This is a genomic window from Legionella cardiaca (assembly GCF_029026145.1).
Classification (GTDB): Bacteria; Pseudomonadota; Gammaproteobacteria; order Legionellales; family Legionellaceae; genus Tatlockia; species Tatlockia cardiaca.
Genome location: NZ_CP119078.1, coordinates 396,218 through 413,536, shown reverse-complemented (window position 1 = coordinate 413,536; position 17,319 = coordinate 396,218). Strand labels below are relative to the sequence as shown.

Genomic DNA, 17,319 nt, shown 5'->3' with positions numbered 1-17,319 from the left:
GTTATGCTGGTGAATGTCTTTTTACGATGATGTAATTAGTCATGATCACACTATATAATGTTTCCAAATCCTTTGATGATAAAGCATCTTATTCCGTACGAAATATTAATCTTTCCATTATGGATGGTGAAACATTAGTATTAGTAGGCTCCTCGGGTGGAGGAAAATCAACCTTACTTAAGCTGATTAATCATTCTCTTAAACCGACTACAGGCACAATAGAAATAGACGGCCAACTAATACAAACCTATCCCAAAGTGCAATTGCGTCGCTCAATGGGATTTGTATTTCAACATATTGGCCTTTTTCCTCATATGACGGTAGGTACTAATATAGCCATTATTATGCACTTAATGAAAATTCCTAAAGAACAACGCATTAAACGTGTTAATGAACTATTACATTTAGTTAATCTGGAACCAGAAAAATATTTTAACCGTTATCCTGATGAATTGTCGGGAGGAGAACAGCAGCGCATAGGCGTAGCACGTGCTCTGGCAACTAATCCTAAGTATATTTTGATGGATGAGCCCTTTGCCGCATTAGATGCCATTACGCGTGAATCCTTACAAAACGAAGTCATTGAATTAAAGAAAAAGCTTAAGAAAACAATTATTTTTGTAACACATGATATTAATGAAGCCTTTCGTTTAGCAGACCGAATTGCCGTTATACATGATGGTGGTCTTGAACAAGTTGGTACAACAGAAGAGGTTTTAGCCCATCCTGCTAGCGAATTCGTAAGCCAATTACTTAACAATAAGAAAAGCGATTAATATGAGCGCCTGGGACTTTATAAAATCTCATCTGCCTGAATTACAGACAAAATTAAGCGAGCATATTTCTATTGCTATCTGCGCCATGGTCATAGCGATTATTTTTGGTATTAGTTTAGGAATTCTAATTACTCGCTTACCGAAGTTAAAAAACGTTGTACTTGGAACAACGAATATATTGCAAACAATCCCAAGTATTGCCTTGCTTGGCTTTTTAATCCCTTTTGTGGGAATAGGATTAAAACCAACCTTAATTGCTCTCATTATTTATGCGTTATTACCTATAACAAGTAATACTTATACTGGCTTAAAAGGCGTTTCACCTACGTATCTTGAGGTAGCTAATAGTCTTGGTTTTACACGTTGGCAACGCCTATACATTATTGAACTTCCATTGGCACTTCCTGTCATTATGAGTGGTATTCGAATTTCTATGGCCCTGACAATTAGCATTACAACGATTGCTGCCTTTGTTGGTGCGGGTGGTTTAGGCGATTTTATTACACAAGGCTTATCGCTAGATGATTCGAACCTTATTTTATTGGGTGCGATTCCTACAGCCTTACTTGCTCTAACGATTGACTATGTCATTGCAACAATGACGCTTTTGCTCTCACATCGCCAGCGTTTAAACCTTCGCTTTAAAAAAATGAAAATTATTCTAGTGGGTATTATCGTTACTGCCTTGCTTATGATAATAACCCATTATCTGTTCGCGTCTTTTCACAATACTAAAAATTCAATTGTAATCGGCACCAAAAATTTTACTGAACAATATATTTTAGGTCATTTAATGGCCGAGTTGATTGAAGCAAAATCTGATATAAAAGTTATCAAGAAATTCAATATCGGCACAACGACTATATTGCAGAATGCTTTGCTTGCAGGACAAATCGATCTTTATCCCGAATATACTGGAACAGCTTATCTGGTTGTATTAAGACAAAGTCAAATTAAAAATCCAGGACAAACTTATCAATTTGTTCGCGACGCTTATCTTAAAGATTTTGACCTCGTGTGGTTAGCCCCCTTCGGATTTAATAATGCTGAATCATTAGCAGTTACAGAAAAATTTGCTCAAGTCCATCATCTAGTTAACTTAAGCGATTTAGCGCAGATTGCCAATCAACTGACCCTGGCTGCCCCAGCTGAATTTATCAAACGTCCTGATGGCTTACCTGGTTTGAGCCAAGCCTATCGTCTTGATTTTAAAAAAATTGTGCAAATGCAACCTGACCTTGTTTATCAAGCGATTCAAAATAATAACGTTCAAGTTATCGAGGCCTTTACAACCGATGGTCGAATTGCTGAATTTCATTTACGCATGCTTAAAGACAATGCGCACTTCTATCCACCATACTATGCAGCCCCTGTAATTCGTAATACTATTCTTAAAAAATATCCGCAAATAATCTCTATATTACAGCCATTGCTTGGAATAATTAATAATAAAACAATGCAGCATTTAAATTATCTCGTGGATGTCAAAAAAATAACTCCACAGAAAGTTGCCCATGACTTTTTAGTAAACCACCAGCTCCTATAATGCCTGTCTACTGTTTAAATTTTGTTAAGAGATTGTAAATATTTAAACCTCTTTTCACAAAATAAATTAAACATTTATATGATATGGATAAATTTCTTTTTACTGGACAAACTATGGACACAAATAAGCCTCACAATACATCACTATTAGATCCTCTAAAACTCCAGGAAAGGCAAAAAAAAGAAAAGGAAAGGGAGGAAGCTGCCCTTGAGTCGGCGCGCACTCGTTGTAAAATCTGCTTTCAGGAAGTAGCGCCGAACCGTCGCTGCCCGGGTCACGGGGGTGGTGGTGGAGGCGGTGGTGGTGGCGGTGGTAGTGCCGGCGGCCACACCGATGAGGATAGGGAAAACAAAAAAGCCAAAGATAGTTCCATGCTTACATCCGAAACAACTGAAGAATTTACTGGGGAACCAACGGAAGATTACTGGGGTGAAATAGTAGGCAGCGATACACCTCAATTAAACGCACGGTTTAATGCGGCAGTCATAGAAGAATTATTAAAAAATAAATTAACAGTGGACTTTGATAGAGAACAACGGACGTTAACTATTGAATTGCAATGTGATCCTGACAAGTTGACTATTGAAGAGAAAATTGAATTAAAAAAATATATTCATGCTATCTTGGAAGAGTTAGAAGAATTTAAAAAAGAAAATGGCATCGATTCCAAATGCTTTTTCATTGAGCACGACGATGATGGCAATATACTTTCCGTACGAATTACTTTGCCCACCGTAGAATTATATGATGCATTTGTTCAACGTTTAGGACACAATTTATTACCTAGTCCAACACCTCGCCCAAAAGAGGAATCAAATTTTAATCCTAGTCCACTTGCAACAAAACCAACGCCTTCTAAGAATAGTGAGGCAAAAGTTATTGGGATGGAAGACGAACAAGAACATGATCTGGAGCCTTTTAATCCATCACCACTTTCAACCAGACCCACTCATAAGAAATAACGCAGAGAAGCATTTAATCATATCCCGTAAGCAGCAACGCTTACGGGATATTTTATTCTAGTCCTCTAAAAATCATAACCACTTGAAGTAAATTATCTTTTTTATTTTAAACCCCTAAAACTTACCTCTAGACGAATCATAATTATTATCACAAAATTATTAGATATCTATTATGGGTACAGGGATTTGTTTCATGAAAAAAAATCTTCTTTGCGGTGCATTGTTTAATTTAATCTGCATCCATGCACAGGCTTTACAAGTTCCAGATACTGCTAACACGGACACTACATCATCTGCTGCTGTAGAGCAAACAGAAACCAAGGAAGAAATGGATCCCCCGTCTGTTGCTCTCGAAGCTTTAGCCGCTATGCAAGCCTCTTCAGGACAACAAGATCCCCATAAAATGAATTGTAACTATAATATTCCTGTTGAAACCGCAAAAATTGAGCAAGATTTTGTCTTAAGCTGGGCAAAACACGCTGTCACACAATCATTTTCTTTTAATGCCCCGCTTCTTGAAGAGCAATTACAAAAATTACAATCCTGTTACACTGAAAGTGGCTGGCGCAAGTTTCAAACTGCGTTGCTTCAGTCTGGTAATACGGAAATCATAAAAAAGCAAAATCTGATTGTGAGTAGTCAGATGGATGGTCAGGCGCAACTTATCGAATCTACCAATGATCAATGGAAAATTACTTTGCCTATTAAAGTTCTTTATCAAAATGACAACGAAGGTGTTGTGCATTTTCTCAATATTTATTTAACAGTAGGTCGTAAAATTACAGGGAATCTAGGTATCGCGCAAATGATTGTCACACCACGCAAAGCCCCTTTATCTCTGAAACTTAAATCATTGGTAGATGCAGCGCAAAACACTTATTCAATTATGGCGCAAAAAAGTATTGATACTCGAGATGCTGCCCGCAAAATCATTGAGCCATTCTTTATATCATTGCTTCCTCAAACTACTCGCTACTCTCTCCCCGATATTAATATTGAGCAACAAGCAAATTCGCCGCAAAAAAAACCACAGCCTAATGCAACAAGACTCATTGCTTACTCCATGCGGCAAACCGACGAAATTCCACAAAAAACCTCACCCATCCAACATCTCACGATTCCTCTAGGGCAAATGGCTGAAATGGAACAGCTACTCACTTTAAACTGGTTACAACAAGGTAGCCCAGAATTGGATTTGCAGGCTTTAGCTGCCTCAATATTAAATTTGCAATCCTGGGTTACAGAGCAAGAAACTGTGGCAGTTAAGGCTGCAACAGAAAAGTTTGCCAATAGGGCAGCAACTAATCTAAGTAATTGGCGAGATTCACAACAAGCAGAGGCTAAGCAATGGAACCTCTCTCTACCTCTAAAAATTGCATACCAAAGTAATAAAAATCAAATCACACAATTAGTTAATATTAATTTTTCTATAGGATGGAAAACCAGTGATGTTGAACTACCAATTATGGCTAAAGCAAGTGCCGTTGAAAAAACGTCTCCAACAATAGCAACAGCTTCAAACAACGTAAATTCAAATCAAATTAAGCGAGAAGAATCGCTACAAACCATGCAACCGAAAACGCCTGAAATACAAATAGCTGCCACATCGCCTCAAGCGCTACAAAACACACAAACTACACTCACCTCTTCTCCTGAACCTCAACAAACAGACATTAATTGTGACTATAGAATTCCTATTGAAACAAAGGTTGATCAAATGCTTGTTTTAAATTGGGCAAAGCAGGCTGCAATTCAATCTTTTAATTTTGATTCTGAATCAGTCGATACACAGTTGCAGAAATTGCAATCATGTTATACAGAACATGGTTGGTTTGAATTTAAAGCCGCTCTAGACAAATCAGGTAATATTGAAGCCATCAAGACCCAAAAGCTAACAATGACTAGCCAGTTAGATGGACAACCACAATTACTGAAAGCCACAGACAACCAATGGCAAATTAGTTTACCCTTAAAAGTTATCTATCAAAATGACAGAGAAAAAGTAACGCAATTAATTAAAATTCATTTAACTATAGGCCGAAAAGCCACAGGGGATTTAGGAATTATGCAAATAATCGCAACAATGGGCGTTGCGTCTATACTTCCTAAACTACCTTATAATCTGGGATCAACTACTTTTATTTAACGTTATATTGCGACAGGCCATAAATTTAATAGGTGCCTGGCTAATAATACAAGGAGAGTATTGTGGCTAAAAATTTTGATGCCATTATTGTGGGAGCAGGTCAAGCAGGTCCCTCATTAGCAGTTCGTCTTGCCAATTCAGGCTTAAAAGTAGCTATTATTGAGCGCGATAAATTCGGCGGCACCTGTGTTAATACAGGTTGCATTCCTACCAAGACGTTGGTTGCCAGCGCTGAAATTGCCTATCATGCCCAACGCGCCAGCGATTTTGGTATTGAGATTAGTGGCTCCATTAAAACGGACATGAAAAAAGTCAAGGCACGTAAAGATGCTATTGTTAATAAAGCAAGCCATGGTGTGGAACAATGGCTCAAAGGTACCCCAAATGTTACCGTCTATCATGGACATGCTTTTTTCGAGGGTAACCACACACTGTTAGTTAACGATGAGCGATTGATTGGTGAAAAAATTTTTATTAACGTTGGTGCTCGTGCATTTATCCCCCCGATGGATGGATTAGACCAGATTAATTTTTTGACGAATTCCTCTATTTTACAATTAGATACCGTTCCAGAGCATTTAATTATTGTTGGTGGTAGCTATATCGGCCTGGAATTTGCCCAGATTTTCCGTCGCTTTGGTGCGAAAGTTACCATTATTGAAAAAGCATCTCGGCTAATCGCTCGAGAAGATGCTGACGTTTGCGATACCGTGCTTGAAATCATGCAAGATTCAGGTATTGATGTACGTCTTGATACAAATTGTTTGTCTTTCTCAGCTTCTGCCAGAGGTATTACGGCACATGTTGGCTGTAATAATAATAAGACCACAGTTGATGGTTCACATGTATTAATCGCTATTGGTCGTCAAGCGAATACGGACGATCTAGGTTTGGAGAATACTGATATTCAAATTGATCAGCGCGGCATGATTGTGGTGGATGATCAACTAACAACCACTGTCCCGAATGTTTGGGCGTTAGGAGAATGTAATGGTCGAGGTGCATTTACTCATACTGCCTATAATGACTATCAAATCGTTGCAGATAATTTACTTGCAGGATTACAACGCAAAGTGAGTGATCGTATTTTGGCTTATGCTCTCTACACTGATCCAGCTCTGGGACGCTGCGGCATGACCGAAGCAGAAATACGAAGCAAAGGTTATAATGCCCTCGTAGCCAAACGTCCTATGACGCAAATCAAACGCGCCGTCATAAAAGGTGAACCCACTGGTTTTATCAAAATAATGATTGATGCTGACACGCAAAAAATATTGGGCGCAGCAATCTTAGGTGTCAATGGTGATGAGCTTATTCATTCTATCCTGGATGTTATGTATGCCGATAAACCCTATACCCTCATCAGAGATGCTGTGCATATTCATCCAACTATTTCTGAATTAATCCCTACGACGTTAGAGAATTTGGAACCATTACGATAGGTTTGTCAATGTGATGGCCAGCTCATCCTGTTTGAGTGGGTTTATAATCATACCTTATAAATTGAGCTTTTTGTCATTCCCGCGAAGGCGGGAATCCATTTAGGACGATAATGACTCAAATTAAGCATTATATAATCAAAATAGAATTTTGCCTGTAGCCAGATAAACAACTAGACAAGAAAAATTAAACATAATATGTTTTATAATCGTTCACTCTTTAAAGGTAGTACAAATGCCTGGCCTCACACAGCGTTTTTTAAAAAATTTTACTTTGTTTCTTCTATTCTCATCGACTGTTTTTGCCAAATCCGGTATTGTGATATTTCAAAGTGACTTTGGTTACAAAGACGCTGCCGTTAGTGAAGTAAAAGGGGTTATCTATTCCGTTGATAAGTCACTGATTATTTCAGATTTAACCCATGACATTCCTGCTTATAATATTTGGGAGGCTTCCTATCGCCTTTATCAAGCAGCCCCCTATTGGCCGAAGGCCTCTGTGTTTGTCAGTGTTGTTGATCCAGGCGTAGGAACACAACGTCGCTCTGTGGTGGCACTAACAAATAATGGACTTTATTTTGTGACTCCTGACAATGGAACATTGACATTAATCGATGATGCCTATGGCATTAAAGAAGTTCGTCTTATTGATGAAAGGAAACATCGTTTAAAAGGTTCAAATAATTCTTACACCTTTTTTGGTCGAGATGTCTATGGCTATACTGCCGCGAAATTGGCTGCAGGAGAAATTTCATTTGCAGAGGTAGGACCTTTATCAGATAAACCTATTGTAAAAATACCTTATCAGAAACCTGTTATAGAAAATAATATTTTACGCGGAACTATTGTTATTTTAGATCCTAAATATGGCAACATTTGGACAAACATTGATGAAAATTTAATAAATGCATACGGGATGAAAGCCAAAGGACGTTATCAGGTAAAAATTTATCATAATCAAGTACAAAAATATTCTGATATTATTTCTTTCCATAATACCTTTGGTGATACGGAAAAAGGCGCTAATTTGCTTTATTTAAATAGTCTGCTCAAATTGGCTATTGCCACCAATCAAGGTAATTTTGCAAAATTGCATCAGCTTAATGCAGGCCCTGATTGGCTTATTACCATTGAAAAACTGTAGAACGATAGGCAATGAAAGCTGAATTTCGTTGCCTATACTATCCCAGACAAGAAAAACAGATTCTAAATTCAAAGATTTCAATGATTCCTGCAGTGAATACCCTCATTAATTTAAGCTTCTGCACGCTCGGGCATAGCTTTGAGTGAAATCTGAAGAATGACGTTAAGCCATTAATTGATTATGTATTGCTCGAAACGGACTTAATATAGCTTTTTTTAGAAGAGCGATTTACATTAGAAATGTCACACTCATATTTAAGGGATTATTATGATTTCAATGACAACCTATTGGCAGCTCTTCCAAGACTATCTCATTAACCTTCCAGCATCACCGGGAAATCAAGAATACTTAAGACAACATTCAACTGCAAAGGCCATGATAAAAATTGGTTTAGGAATAGAACAGTTAGGAATTACCGAAATCAAGCAAGTAGTGAATAAACTGCATGAAAAAGCCAAACTATTTCATCATCGAGTAGCATTCAGCGTTGCTGAAGAAAAGTATTTTTTTTATTTACCAAAGATAACAACGCAAGAAAGTTTAATGTTTGCAATCATTTACTATCAACATTTAAAAGCCTATGCCAATGTTAGTTATCAAGGATCGATTACTTTCTCCTGGTTTAAGCAAATAATCATTAATGGTGTTAATGAAAAAAAAGTGACAACACGATTGCAATCTATGGCATTGCTTGAGGAAATTAAAAAATATTGTCAAAACCAGCATATCGACCTCGATGAACCTCAATTAACAAGAGCAGACAGCGAGTCAATCAAGGACTATGTAGCGAGAGTGGTAAGCCTATGTAGCGTTGAGCTCCCAGCAAATAACGTCACCCCATCAGATGAGACAGTTGGAGTTGATGCAACAAAAAAACTGGAAGATTCTCTACAAGCATTAACAGAGAAAAAAGATCAAGTCATCAGTAAAATAAACTCCCTCTCCCAAAGGCTTACCACGTTTCATATGACCACTGAGAATTATATTCAGTTTAATCATCATTGGAGCAATACCTTCTTTATTACCAAATTTTATTATTGGTTAATTTCTTTTCTTTATCGGGTTCCGCAAATCGAAAATTTAAAAGCAATTCAAAAGCAATACACAACAAGTGAAATAGCCTTAAAAGAAGAATTTACTCCTTATGAGTCTGCGGAAACGTATCGCCTTGCATTAAACAATCAACTGGAGGAAATAACAAAGGAATATGCACATACGCAGGAACAACTTACTCAAAGTAAGTTAGAACAGTTAAAACAACAGCAGGAAAGCGCTGTAAAGCCTAATTTATGTGCACCCCCCTCAGAAAAAGAATCGTTAGACCTTAAAGAAGATACTGATGAGCTTATAGAGGAAGACCTTAAAGGAGATTCCATTTCAGCGGCTGATTTTTATTATGGTTTTTTTAAAGAACATCTTCCCAGTCGCTACACTGTACAAGCTATTGCTGTAGGGGCTGCAGCTATTGTGACTCAACAGCTTCTATATTGATTGTGACTATGGCTTCTAATGTCAGATTCCAAATCTGACATTAGAATACATGTCTAAGATTATCACCTATCATTTTGCTGTTGCTTTAACCATGTTTCCAAAAATATTCTCACGTATTGCGTAAGATTGTTAGTTGTCAGTAATCGCTCTTTTTCCTCAATATGATAATTATTTTCATCTTGCATTGTTAAAATTTTATACGGGTTATCGCTGAGAGCTCGGACTGTTAAACAGTTTGTATCCAATAACTGACAAGTTGCAATGACAGCATAATCTTCCATTGCGATCGCACGCGAATTAGATTTTATAATTTCTTTCATCAGTTTTTTACTTTCAGGGAATTCATCTGTGGTTGCAATTTTTCCATAGACAACGGAAAAATTTTTAAAAGCAGGTAACGTTTGAACAAATCGCAAAACCTCTGCCTCAGGTTGTAATAGTGGCGAATAGACTAGCCCTGTATTCGGATTTATTTTATTAGTTCTTCCTATACTCATTTTGAGATGCTCAACCTGATACACCTCACTACCAATTACGATATCTCCATATTTTAATGTAGGATCCAATCGACCTGCGAGTCCCACAAATAAAATAAACCTGGGATGATAGGTACTAATTAAAAGTGCATTCGTTACGGCAGCATATACTTTGCCCACTCCTGTATGAACCAGCATCACAGGATAATCATTAAACGTACCGCAATAGTATTTTATTCCATCCCTCTCAATTTTTTGATAAGGTGCAATCATTGGCAACAGTTTCTGACTTTCCGTAACGGTTGCCGTTTCTATGACAAAAACAGATTTTCCCAGGCAAGGATCATATTGGGCCTGACATACACTAACCCATACAGAAGTCATTAACACAATCAGTATTCGTTTTTGCAACAAAGTACAATTTAAAAACATCTCACACCTGGTTGAGCCTCATTTGATTAAGAATGAGGCTAAAAATATATCTAAGTATAGACATTTAGAATGGGAACCATTCATTGCAGCATGGCTGAATTAAATGGCTGCCCATTCACAATAAGCTGTTGATTTTCTATCTTAAAGTTAAGCACATAATCTCTGCCCTCAATCTTTAAAAACCCTTTGCTAACCAGATTTTGTAAAATTTTATCCGTTTGTTGCTGAGCATCTTCAGGTGTCGCCACAGGCATTGAAGTGGATGGAGTTGATGCCGGCATTGGAATAGCTGCAGGCTGAGGTGTTGTTGTTCCATCTGCTGTAGTTTGTGTCTTGTTGGCCAGATCACTATTAATTGATGCCACCATAAGTTCTCTAATCACTGCAATAGGCGCTTTAAATCGCCCTTCTCCATGCATTTTTTGCATGGTTTGGTTAAGATCATTGGTCTCATTTTTGGGAAGTACTATTTTTAAGTTGCCTTCAATCTTCCCCTGCGGCACATGTAAAGTCATTTCAGAAACCTCTAATACAGGACCTTTGGTCAGTAATCGCGGCAATTCAGCAAGCAATGCAAGCATGACCAAATTAGGGTCATTATTATTCTGCATCATATCCAATGCTTGTTGATTAATCTTAGCCAGCGCTGCAGGTTCCAGGTTTGTGATACTTAACTTCAAGATACCTGGACCATAAGACTGATTGTTAGCAACCAATTTTTTCAAAGATAATGCACTGTTTAAGTGAAATACATCTTCGGTGACCCCAGAATCTGCTGTGAAATCAAATCGTTCGAGAGCAAATATATTTGCTCCTTCCGCATCCATAGAGGCAGAGGAAATATCAAGATGCGATTGGCCTAACCATAACCAATCATGGTAACGCTTCAGCTGCAAATCATTCCTCACCTTACCAATTTTCAAGATGACATTATCTGCAGAGCCTTCAACACCGTATAACTTTAAATGCCCATCAACATTATCAATATTTGAAGAAATACAAAGCAAGGCTTTTAATCCCTTCCAATTGAACTGGAAGTCGCCTTCTTTTGCTTCCGATTTACCTTGCATAGAAATGGATGGCAGCGTGTATCTTAAAACCGTTTTGTTAAAGTAATTAATTAACACACCATAATGGGTTTCAGGTTTGGTTGTTACTTGGGCTATGCCAAAACGTATACCATTTTTGGTAAATATTACCGGACCATGTTTAATAGTAAGAGGAACATCAACCTTAAGATTAGCGGGTGGCTCTATTTTAGTCACACCTTCTTTATCCGTTGTTTTTTGTGCTGGAATATGCATTTTGAGCTTCAATCTTGCTTTCGATGAAAACCAGCCAAGTTGATATTGCTCAAGATCAATAGACATTAGGGACGTTTTGGGAATAGCATTTACATTTTTATTGAGGGTGCTTTTAGCGATATAACCCATGACATAATAAGCCACAAGAACAAGCACCACGAGCGCAGCAAAAAAACCAATCCATTTTTTCATAACATCCCTAAGTGAAATTCCTTGTTATATTATTTAGCCTGAAAACCTTAGTTTGTAAATTCATCCTTGTTCCGGAGTTTTCAAACAGGAGCAAAACAAAGACCCTAACTCAAAGGCAACGATTATCAGGTAATCCACTTAAGTATCATTGCACGCACTATCCATAGACCCTCCGTAGTGCTTTTCAATATTATCCTACCATGCTCGAAAAAAGAGAGTTTAAGAAACCATAAGGGCATTTCTTAAACTTTCTGGCAAAGAATTTATTACTTTTGCCGCTAAATTATCATCTAACTTACTGGTAATAAAATGAAAGCATTCTCTGACGGATTCCTTTAGATTGACATCTAAATTGCTAATAGAACTCCTCATTGGAGCTATAAAATCTTCGAAAGACTCATCCCGTGTTATTTTTTTTGAAGGATCCCAGCCATCAAAATACATTCCCTTTAGAAAAAGCGGTAATTGGGATGATAAATGCGCAGAAATATCCAGTGGTAAATGATTTCTTAATTCATGTAACACTATTCTCAATACTGAATAGGCTTGAGATTCATCACGAAAGTGTCCCATTTCCTTAAATTCATTTAACCATCGATAAGTACTAGCCAATGAAGATTCAATTGATCTAACAGACATTATACTCCTCCTCATCCTTAAGAGACCGGAAGTATTAATTATTTAATCAATTAGCTTATCTTGTTTCCCGTTATTCCAGACTCTTTTTTGGATATTATTCTCCTTATTTTTTAATTATAGCCCATCAGAATTTCGTTAAATTTAAGAGGCAATTTAAGCGAATCCTTCTATTAGAATTTTACAGAACTAAATGTGGCTTTTAATATAATCTTGCAGTTTATTCTTAGAGAAATTCATTATATTTTTATGCAAAACTGTCTCAACCTGTTCTTTTACTTCCTTATTAAGATGTTTTGAAAGCAGCCCTTCCATTTGAGCTGGCATAATGATAACGAGCCCATCAAATTGATTACGAACTCGACCATCATTTAATTCCTGAGCAATTTCTTGAACAAATTTTTCAGATTCAACTTTTTCAGGTTCTGTTCGAGACTCATATGCCCCATGGATATAATTACCTGCTTTATAACTTCCTGGGCTATCAGTAACTAACTCTCGATTTTGCAATTTAGCTTTTGAGTGAGTTAATGACTTCAAAGCATCTAAATGCTTAGAATCATAAACATAAAAGCAACATTCATTCGAGTTGGCAGCGACTATCCATTTCATGATTTCCCTCCTTGTTGAAGTAAAGGGATTTTTTAATTTTATTTCTGGTAGTATTTTTTTTCAAAATCTATATTAATTATAGTCCAGGGAGCGTTTGTAATATCAGTTAAGGATATCATGATAGGAAAGAGTATAATCAAGATTCAATAACTTACACTCGTCGGTTTATTTTTCTCAACAAATTTTATTCATAAATCTGTCAGCAAAATTATGTGTTGTATACGTTTTTGCTCACCTAATCGAACGTTATTCCAGCTCTCTATGGTAATTTTACTCCTATGTAAATGAAAACCACGCACACGATAGGCTGCCAACACATCGGGAGCAAAGGGAAAAATAGCGGCATTTTGATATACAGTACTGTTTGTTATCCAATAGGGTAATTGTACCGGTCCTCGAGAGTTTGCAGGAATAAAAATATTACTTTCTACTAATTCACCTTCAGGTGCCAAACAGGGCTGCAGTGTGGTATACGTATTAATGAGACAATAAAACGAAGCTCGGATGCTTACATTATCACCTTGAGATACCATGAAAAATTTTCTATCCTTTTTGTGATTGCACGAAAAATGTAAGAATTAATGCTCGGAGATATACCGAATGGAATGCATTTTAAAAAGGAAAACTTATGAAATTGAAGTGTTTACACAGATATACTATTTATCCTTTTATAATTATAATTTTATTTAGCCACTATGCAACAGGATATGCTGCAGTTCTCCAGACATTACAGCCAGGTGAACTGACTGTAGGAACCTATTTCACCAACCCACCTCTAGAATTCTCACAAAAGAATAAGCAAGTTGGTTTTGAAATTGACCTAATGAACGAAATGTCCAAACGTCTTCATTTAAAACCCAGGTATGTTAATACCTCGTGGGAAGTAATTATTCAGCAATTGAAGAATAATAAATACGATGTAATCATGGGGGGTATTACTATTACGCCCGATCGGAAAAAGGTCATACCTTATACAATACCTTATATGACAACTACATTAAGCATTTTAATTAATGTTAAGAAGACCCCAAACATTCAATCGATGAATGACTTACGGAATCAAATCATAGGTGTCCAAGCAAAGACTACTGATTATGACATTGCTTTACAAATGCAAAAGTCTGGCAAAATAAAAGGGATTAAAGTTTATCATTTTGCAGATTTCAATAAAGCCATTCAAGATCTAATAACTGGAAAAATTGGCGCTGTCATAAAGGTATTTCCTGTAGCAGATTATTATACTCAGCTACATCCTGGAATACGTATTCTTACAGCCGTGCCTAATTATCCACAGCCCCTAGGATTTGGGGTAAACCCGCGCAATAAGCTGCTAGTGCAAACCCTCAATAAAACGTTAGAAGAAATTAAAGCGGACGGAACTTACAACAAATTTTACGAAAAATGGTTTACTCAATGAGATAAACAATCAGCAACCGTCGTAAGGAAATGAATCTTGATAGAGCGAAACGCTGCTTCACCAAGCTTCGCTTTGGGTAGGGAAATTATTAAGCTCCACACAAAATGCTGAGCTTTGTAATGTTTGTAGCGTTTTTTACTATTTTTCTTCCCGCTCAAAAACTAGTTTAAAAAATTTTTCGGATTTTTGAGTAAACAATCCGAGACTTATCTTATATGGCAAATAAATAGATAATTTGCCTATTTACAAACGATTTGTCAGTCTCTATTATTTGATTAATGTAACACTAATCAAATAATAGAGACAATATGAGTCGTGGCGGAAAAAGAGCAGGCGCTGGGCGTCCTGTAGGTAGCAGTCGTTATGGGGAATTAACCAAAACCCTACGCGTTCCCATTTCTCGCGTTGAGGAAGTGAAAGAATACCTTGAAAATCAACTTCAAGGTATTCCACTTTATAGCTCCAAAGTTCGAGCAGGCTTTCCCTCTCCTGCCGATGATTATATCGAGTCTTACCTGGATTTAAACGCATATCTAATAAAGCACCCTGCATCGACCTTTTTTTTAATTGCAGCGGGCGATTCAATGATAGGTGCAGGGATTCAATCTGGCGATATGCTAATTGTTGATAAAAATATTGAACCTACTCATGGCAAAATTGTAATTGCAGCGCTGGACGGAGAGTTAACGGTAAAAAGGCTTTCTAAAACAGCAAATAGAGTGCAACTTCTACCTGCTAACGAATCCTATCAACCCATTGATATTACTGATTCGCAAGATTTAGTCATTTGGGGAGTGGTTACTTACGTTATTCATCAGACGATTAATCATGTTTGCACTTATTGATTGCAATAACTTTTACGCAAGTTGCGAGCGTCTATTTCGGCCCGATTTAAGAAATCTTCCCCTTATTGTATTAAGCAATAATGACGGCTGCGTAGTAGCACGCTCCAATGAAGCCAAAGAAATTGGCATTAAAATGGGGGTTCCCTATTTTGAAGTCAAAGGTCTTTGTAAGCAGCATAATGTCCACGTTTTTTCTTCCAACTATGCACTCTATGAGAATTTATCGCATCGAGTTATGACGGTTATTGAGGAAAATTGGCCGCATACTGAAATTTACTCCATTGATGAAGCCTTCCTGAACGTAAAGTCATTGCCTGAAGATAAAATTGATGCATTTTGTTGGCATTTACAAAAAACAATTCTAAAAAGCACAGGTATTCCTATATCAATCGGCATTGGGCGCAGCAAAACACTGGCTAAGGTGGCTAATCATGTCGCTAAAAAGAAATTAAAAATCCCAGTGTTTAATGTGACCAATCAAGAAGAACATTGGCTTGTTCATTTGAAACTTAATGAAGTTTGGGGGATTGGGCATCAATGGTATAAAAAATTAATTGAGTTTGGCATTACCAATGCCTATGAGCTCTCAACAATGAACCCTCAATTCGTCAAAGACCATTTTAATGTGGTATTGCAAAGGACAGTGTTAGAATTATCAGGAAAACCTTGTCTAGAACTAGAGGAGATTGCACCTAAGCAATCGATTATGTCATCGTGCTCCTTTGGCAGCTTACAGTCAAATTTTGGCTTTATGCAGGAGGCAATTAGTCATCATTGTGGAATCGCTTGGACCAAAATGCGACAGCAAGGATTAGCCACCCAATATATGTCAGTATTTATTCGTTCTAATCCATTTCGTAAAGATTTAACGCAATACTCAAATTCCATTGGTTTTCGCTTAGTAAATCCAACCGATGATATGAGATATTTAATAACTGCTGCAAAATTTTGCCTTGAACGAATTTATCGGAAAGGAATTCAATATCAAAAATGCGGTGTTTTATTGGCAGATTTAACGGGTAAACAATGCCAACAGATGGATTTATTTCATCAACCTAGCGATCAAAAATTGCTTGAGACAGAAAAAATCATGACCTTGATTGATGAGATTAATCGAAAATATGGACCCAGAACACTATGGCCTGCAGCGGAGGGATTTCATAAATCATGGTCCATGAAGCGGCAATTGAAATCACCCCATTATACGACCCGATGGTCCGATCTCCCCCTGGCTTTTTTGAGATAAGTCAAGGGAGGAATACTAAACTTTTTAGATTTAGTCCTTAGTATTAATCGATAGTTATGCAAATTTCTTTAAATCCCTTAGATAAAAAAATCCAGGTTCCAATATAAGAAAACCTGTCTAACCCCGCAGGTGGATAAGTATTTCTGATTTGGCAAAATTAAAAAATACGCGCTAACAAATAATCCCGAGGTAGTTGACCTGGATATGGATTATTTTGGACAGATAGTTACCTGACTTGCGCGGGCCTAATAGTTTTTGTCCAGTACAAAGCATATCAATGTTCATCTTCGTGAGTTAATCAATCCTTAAGCTTAGGTGTTTTACACTGATAAAAAATACCTGAGGAGACAATCATGTCTAACAAAAAATTATCTGAACGTTTGAATAATGAATTGGATGCGCTAGGTGTACCAGGTTTAATGATTGAACGAGTTCAAGTATGTTCTAAACTTTTTAAATTGCCTAAGTTTAAAGCGGAAGCAGTATTAAATGGAATGGTCCTTGATTCCATGTCTTTACAAACGATTGCTGATGAACTTGAAGTTAGTGTTGATTGGTTGTTGGGCTCAAAAACAAAGAAAGAAAAAAGTGAAAAGCACTAGGCGAAGTGGTTACTTCGCCTACGGGCATTCCATGCTGTTTTATCTGGATAGTA

Annotated in this window: 16 protein-coding genes; 11 read left to right on the top strand and 5 right to left on the bottom strand. The window is 37.1% G+C overall.

The features are described from left to right. Positions 1–41 precede the first annotated feature (41 nt). The 7 genes from PXX05_RS01870 (at position 42) to PXX05_RS01840 (ending at position 9,504) form a co-directional block, all read left to right on the top strand. On the top strand, positions 42–776 hold the full coding sequence (locus PXX05_RS01870) for an ATP-binding cassette domain-containing protein (protein ID WP_275089355.1): 735 nt from the start codon (positions 42–44) through the stop codon (positions 774–776). Between the two features lies 1 nt (position 777). Next, positions 778–2,322 carry a glycine betaine ABC transporter substrate-binding protein gene (locus PXX05_RS01865; RefSeq protein ID WP_275089354.1) on the top strand — a complete coding sequence of 515 codons (1,545 nt, stop codon included), beginning with the start codon at positions 778–780 and terminating at the stop codon, positions 2,320–2,322. A 113-nt stretch (positions 2,323–2,435) separates the two neighbouring features. Then, on the top strand, positions 2,436–3,284 hold the full coding sequence (locus tag PXX05_RS01860) for a hypothetical protein (RefSeq protein ID WP_275089353.1): 849 nt from the start codon (positions 2,436–2,438) through the stop codon (positions 3,282–3,284). Between the two features lie 193 nt (positions 3,285–3,477). Continuing rightward, complete coding sequence (locus tag PXX05_RS01855; protein ID WP_275089352.1) at positions 3,478–5,430, top strand: DotI/IcmL family type IV secretion protein; 1,953 nt, start codon at positions 3,478–3,480, stop codon at positions 5,428–5,430. A gap of 62 nt (positions 5,431–5,492) precedes the next feature. Further along, the gene (locus tag PXX05_RS01850) at positions 5,493–6,872 is read left to right on the top strand and encodes an FAD-containing oxidoreductase (protein WP_275089351.1); all 1,380 of its coding nucleotides are present in this window, start codon (positions 5,493–5,495) and stop codon (positions 6,870–6,872) included. 232 nt (positions 6,873–7,104) lie between these two features. Continuing rightward, complete coding sequence (locus PXX05_RS01845; protein ID WP_275089350.1) at positions 7,105–8,013, top strand: SAM hydrolase/SAM-dependent halogenase family protein; 909 nt, start codon at positions 7,105–7,107, stop codon at positions 8,011–8,013. 267 nt (positions 8,014–8,280) lie between these two features. Then, positions 8,281–9,504, top strand: coding sequence for a hypothetical protein (locus PXX05_RS01840; protein WP_275089349.1), 1,224 nt, complete (start codon positions 8,281–8,283; stop codon positions 9,502–9,504). Positions 9,505–9,566: 62 nt separating this feature from the next. Here PXX05_RS01840 and PXX05_RS01835 read toward each other — a convergent pair whose 3' ends face one another. From PXX05_RS01835 to PXX05_RS01815, 5 genes are all read right to left on the bottom strand, one after another. After that, entirely contained in the window at positions 9,567–10,412 is an 846-nt protein-coding gene (locus PXX05_RS01835) for a 5'-methylthioadenosine/S-adenosylhomocysteine nucleosidase family protein (RefSeq protein WP_275089348.1), read from the bottom strand. 80 nt (positions 10,413–10,492) lie between these two features. Continuing rightward, positions 10,493–11,908, bottom strand: a complete 1,416-nt coding sequence (locus tag PXX05_RS01830; protein ID WP_275089347.1) for a YdgA family protein — start codon at positions 11,906–11,908, stop codon at positions 10,493–10,495. Positions 11,909–12,127: 219 nt separating this feature from the next. After that, positions 12,128–12,547 (bottom strand): DUF2267 domain-containing protein, encoded by a 420-nt coding sequence (locus PXX05_RS01825; protein ID WP_275089346.1) that lies wholly within the window; start codon positions 12,545–12,547, stop codon positions 12,128–12,130. Positions 12,548–12,733: 186 nt separating this feature from the next. Beyond that, positions 12,734–13,156: a host attachment protein gene (locus PXX05_RS01820; RefSeq protein ID WP_275089345.1), complete on the bottom strand. Its 423-nt coding sequence runs from the start codon at positions 13,154–13,156 to the stop codon at positions 12,734–12,736. Positions 13,157–13,344: 188 nt separating this feature from the next. Next, positions 13,345–13,689 carry a hypothetical protein gene (locus tag PXX05_RS01815; protein ID WP_275089344.1) on the bottom strand — a complete coding sequence of 115 codons (345 nt, stop codon included), beginning with the start codon at positions 13,687–13,689 and terminating at the stop codon, positions 13,345–13,347. Positions 13,690–13,784: 95 nt separating this feature from the next. On the opposite strand from PXX05_RS01815, the gene PXX05_RS01810 reads away from it, so the two are divergent. The 4 genes from PXX05_RS01810 to PXX05_RS01795 all read left to right on the top strand — a co-directional run bounded on the left by PXX05_RS01810 (position 13,785) and on the right by PXX05_RS01795 (position 17,266). Further along, positions 13,785–14,573 carry an ABC transporter substrate-binding protein gene (locus tag PXX05_RS01810; RefSeq protein ID WP_275089343.1) on the top strand — a complete coding sequence of 263 codons (789 nt, stop codon included), beginning with the start codon at positions 13,785–13,787 and terminating at the stop codon, positions 14,571–14,573. A 308-nt stretch (positions 14,574–14,881) separates the two neighbouring features. Further along, positions 14,882–15,418 carry a LexA family protein gene (locus PXX05_RS01805; RefSeq protein WP_275089342.1) on the top strand — a complete coding sequence of 179 codons (537 nt, stop codon included), beginning with the start codon at positions 14,882–14,884 and terminating at the stop codon, positions 15,416–15,418. Then, positions 15,402–16,664 carry a Y-family DNA polymerase gene (locus PXX05_RS01800; protein ID WP_275089341.1) on the top strand — a complete coding sequence of 421 codons (1,263 nt, stop codon included), beginning with the start codon at positions 15,402–15,404 and terminating at the stop codon, positions 16,662–16,664. Before PXX05_RS01805 ends, PXX05_RS01800 begins: the two co-directional genes overlap by 17 nt. A 353-nt stretch (positions 16,665–17,017) precedes the next feature. Continuing rightward, positions 17,018–17,266 (top strand): hypothetical protein, encoded by a 249-nt coding sequence (locus PXX05_RS01795; RefSeq protein WP_275089340.1) that lies wholly within the window; start codon positions 17,018–17,020, stop codon positions 17,264–17,266. Positions 17,267–17,319: the final 53 nt, after the last annotated feature.

What these genes read in the sequence shown, in the direction of transcription:
- PXX05_RS01870 (WP_275089355.1), top strand. Translation starts at nt 42, where the DNA reads ATGATCACACTATATAATGTTTCCAAATCCTTTGATGATAAAGCATCT.
- PXX05_RS01865 (WP_275089354.1), top strand. Translation starts at nt 778, where the DNA reads ATGAGCGCCTGGGACTTTATAAAATCTCATCTGCCTGAATTACAGACA.
- PXX05_RS01860 (WP_275089353.1), top strand. Translation starts at nt 2,436, where the DNA reads ATGGACACAAATAAGCCTCACAATACATCACTATTAGATCCTCTAAAA.
- PXX05_RS01855 (WP_275089352.1), top strand. Translation starts at nt 3,478, where the DNA reads ATGAAAAAAAATCTTCTTTGCGGTGCATTGTTTAATTTAATCTGCATC.
- PXX05_RS01845 (WP_275089350.1), top strand. Translation starts at nt 7,105, where the DNA reads ATGCCTGGCCTCACACAGCGTTTTTTAAAAAATTTTACTTTGTTTCTT.
- PXX05_RS01840 (WP_275089349.1), top strand. Translation starts at nt 8,281, where the DNA reads ATGATTTCAATGACAACCTATTGGCAGCTCTTCCAAGACTATCTCATT.
- PXX05_RS01835 (WP_275089348.1), bottom strand. Translation starts at nt 10,412, where the DNA reads ATGTTTTTAAATTGTACTTTGTTGCAAAAACGAATACTGATTGTGTTA.
- PXX05_RS01830 (WP_275089347.1), bottom strand. Translation starts at nt 11,908, where the DNA reads ATGAAAAAATGGATTGGTTTTTTTGCTGCGCTCGTGGTGCTTGTTCTT.
- PXX05_RS01825 (WP_275089346.1), bottom strand. Translation starts at nt 12,547, where the DNA reads ATGTCTGTTAGATCAATTGAATCTTCATTGGCTAGTACTTATCGATGG.
- PXX05_RS01820 (WP_275089345.1), bottom strand. Translation starts at nt 13,156, where the DNA reads ATGAAATGGATAGTCGCTGCCAACTCGAATGAATGTTGCTTTTATGTT.
- PXX05_RS01815 (WP_275089344.1), bottom strand. Translation starts at nt 13,689, where the DNA reads ATGGTATCTCAAGGTGATAATGTAAGCATCCGAGCTTCGTTTTATTGT.
- PXX05_RS01810 (WP_275089343.1), top strand. Translation starts at nt 13,785, where the DNA reads ATGAAATTGAAGTGTTTACACAGATATACTATTTATCCTTTTATAATT.
- PXX05_RS01805 (WP_275089342.1), top strand. Translation starts at nt 14,882, where the DNA reads ATGAGTCGTGGCGGAAAAAGAGCAGGCGCTGGGCGTCCTGTAGGTAGC.
- PXX05_RS01800 (WP_275089341.1), top strand. Translation starts at nt 15,402, where the DNA reads ATGTTTGCACTTATTGATTGCAATAACTTTTACGCAAGTTGCGAGCGT.
- PXX05_RS01795 (WP_275089340.1), top strand. Translation starts at nt 17,018, where the DNA reads ATGTCTAACAAAAAATTATCTGAACGTTTGAATAATGAATTGGATGCG.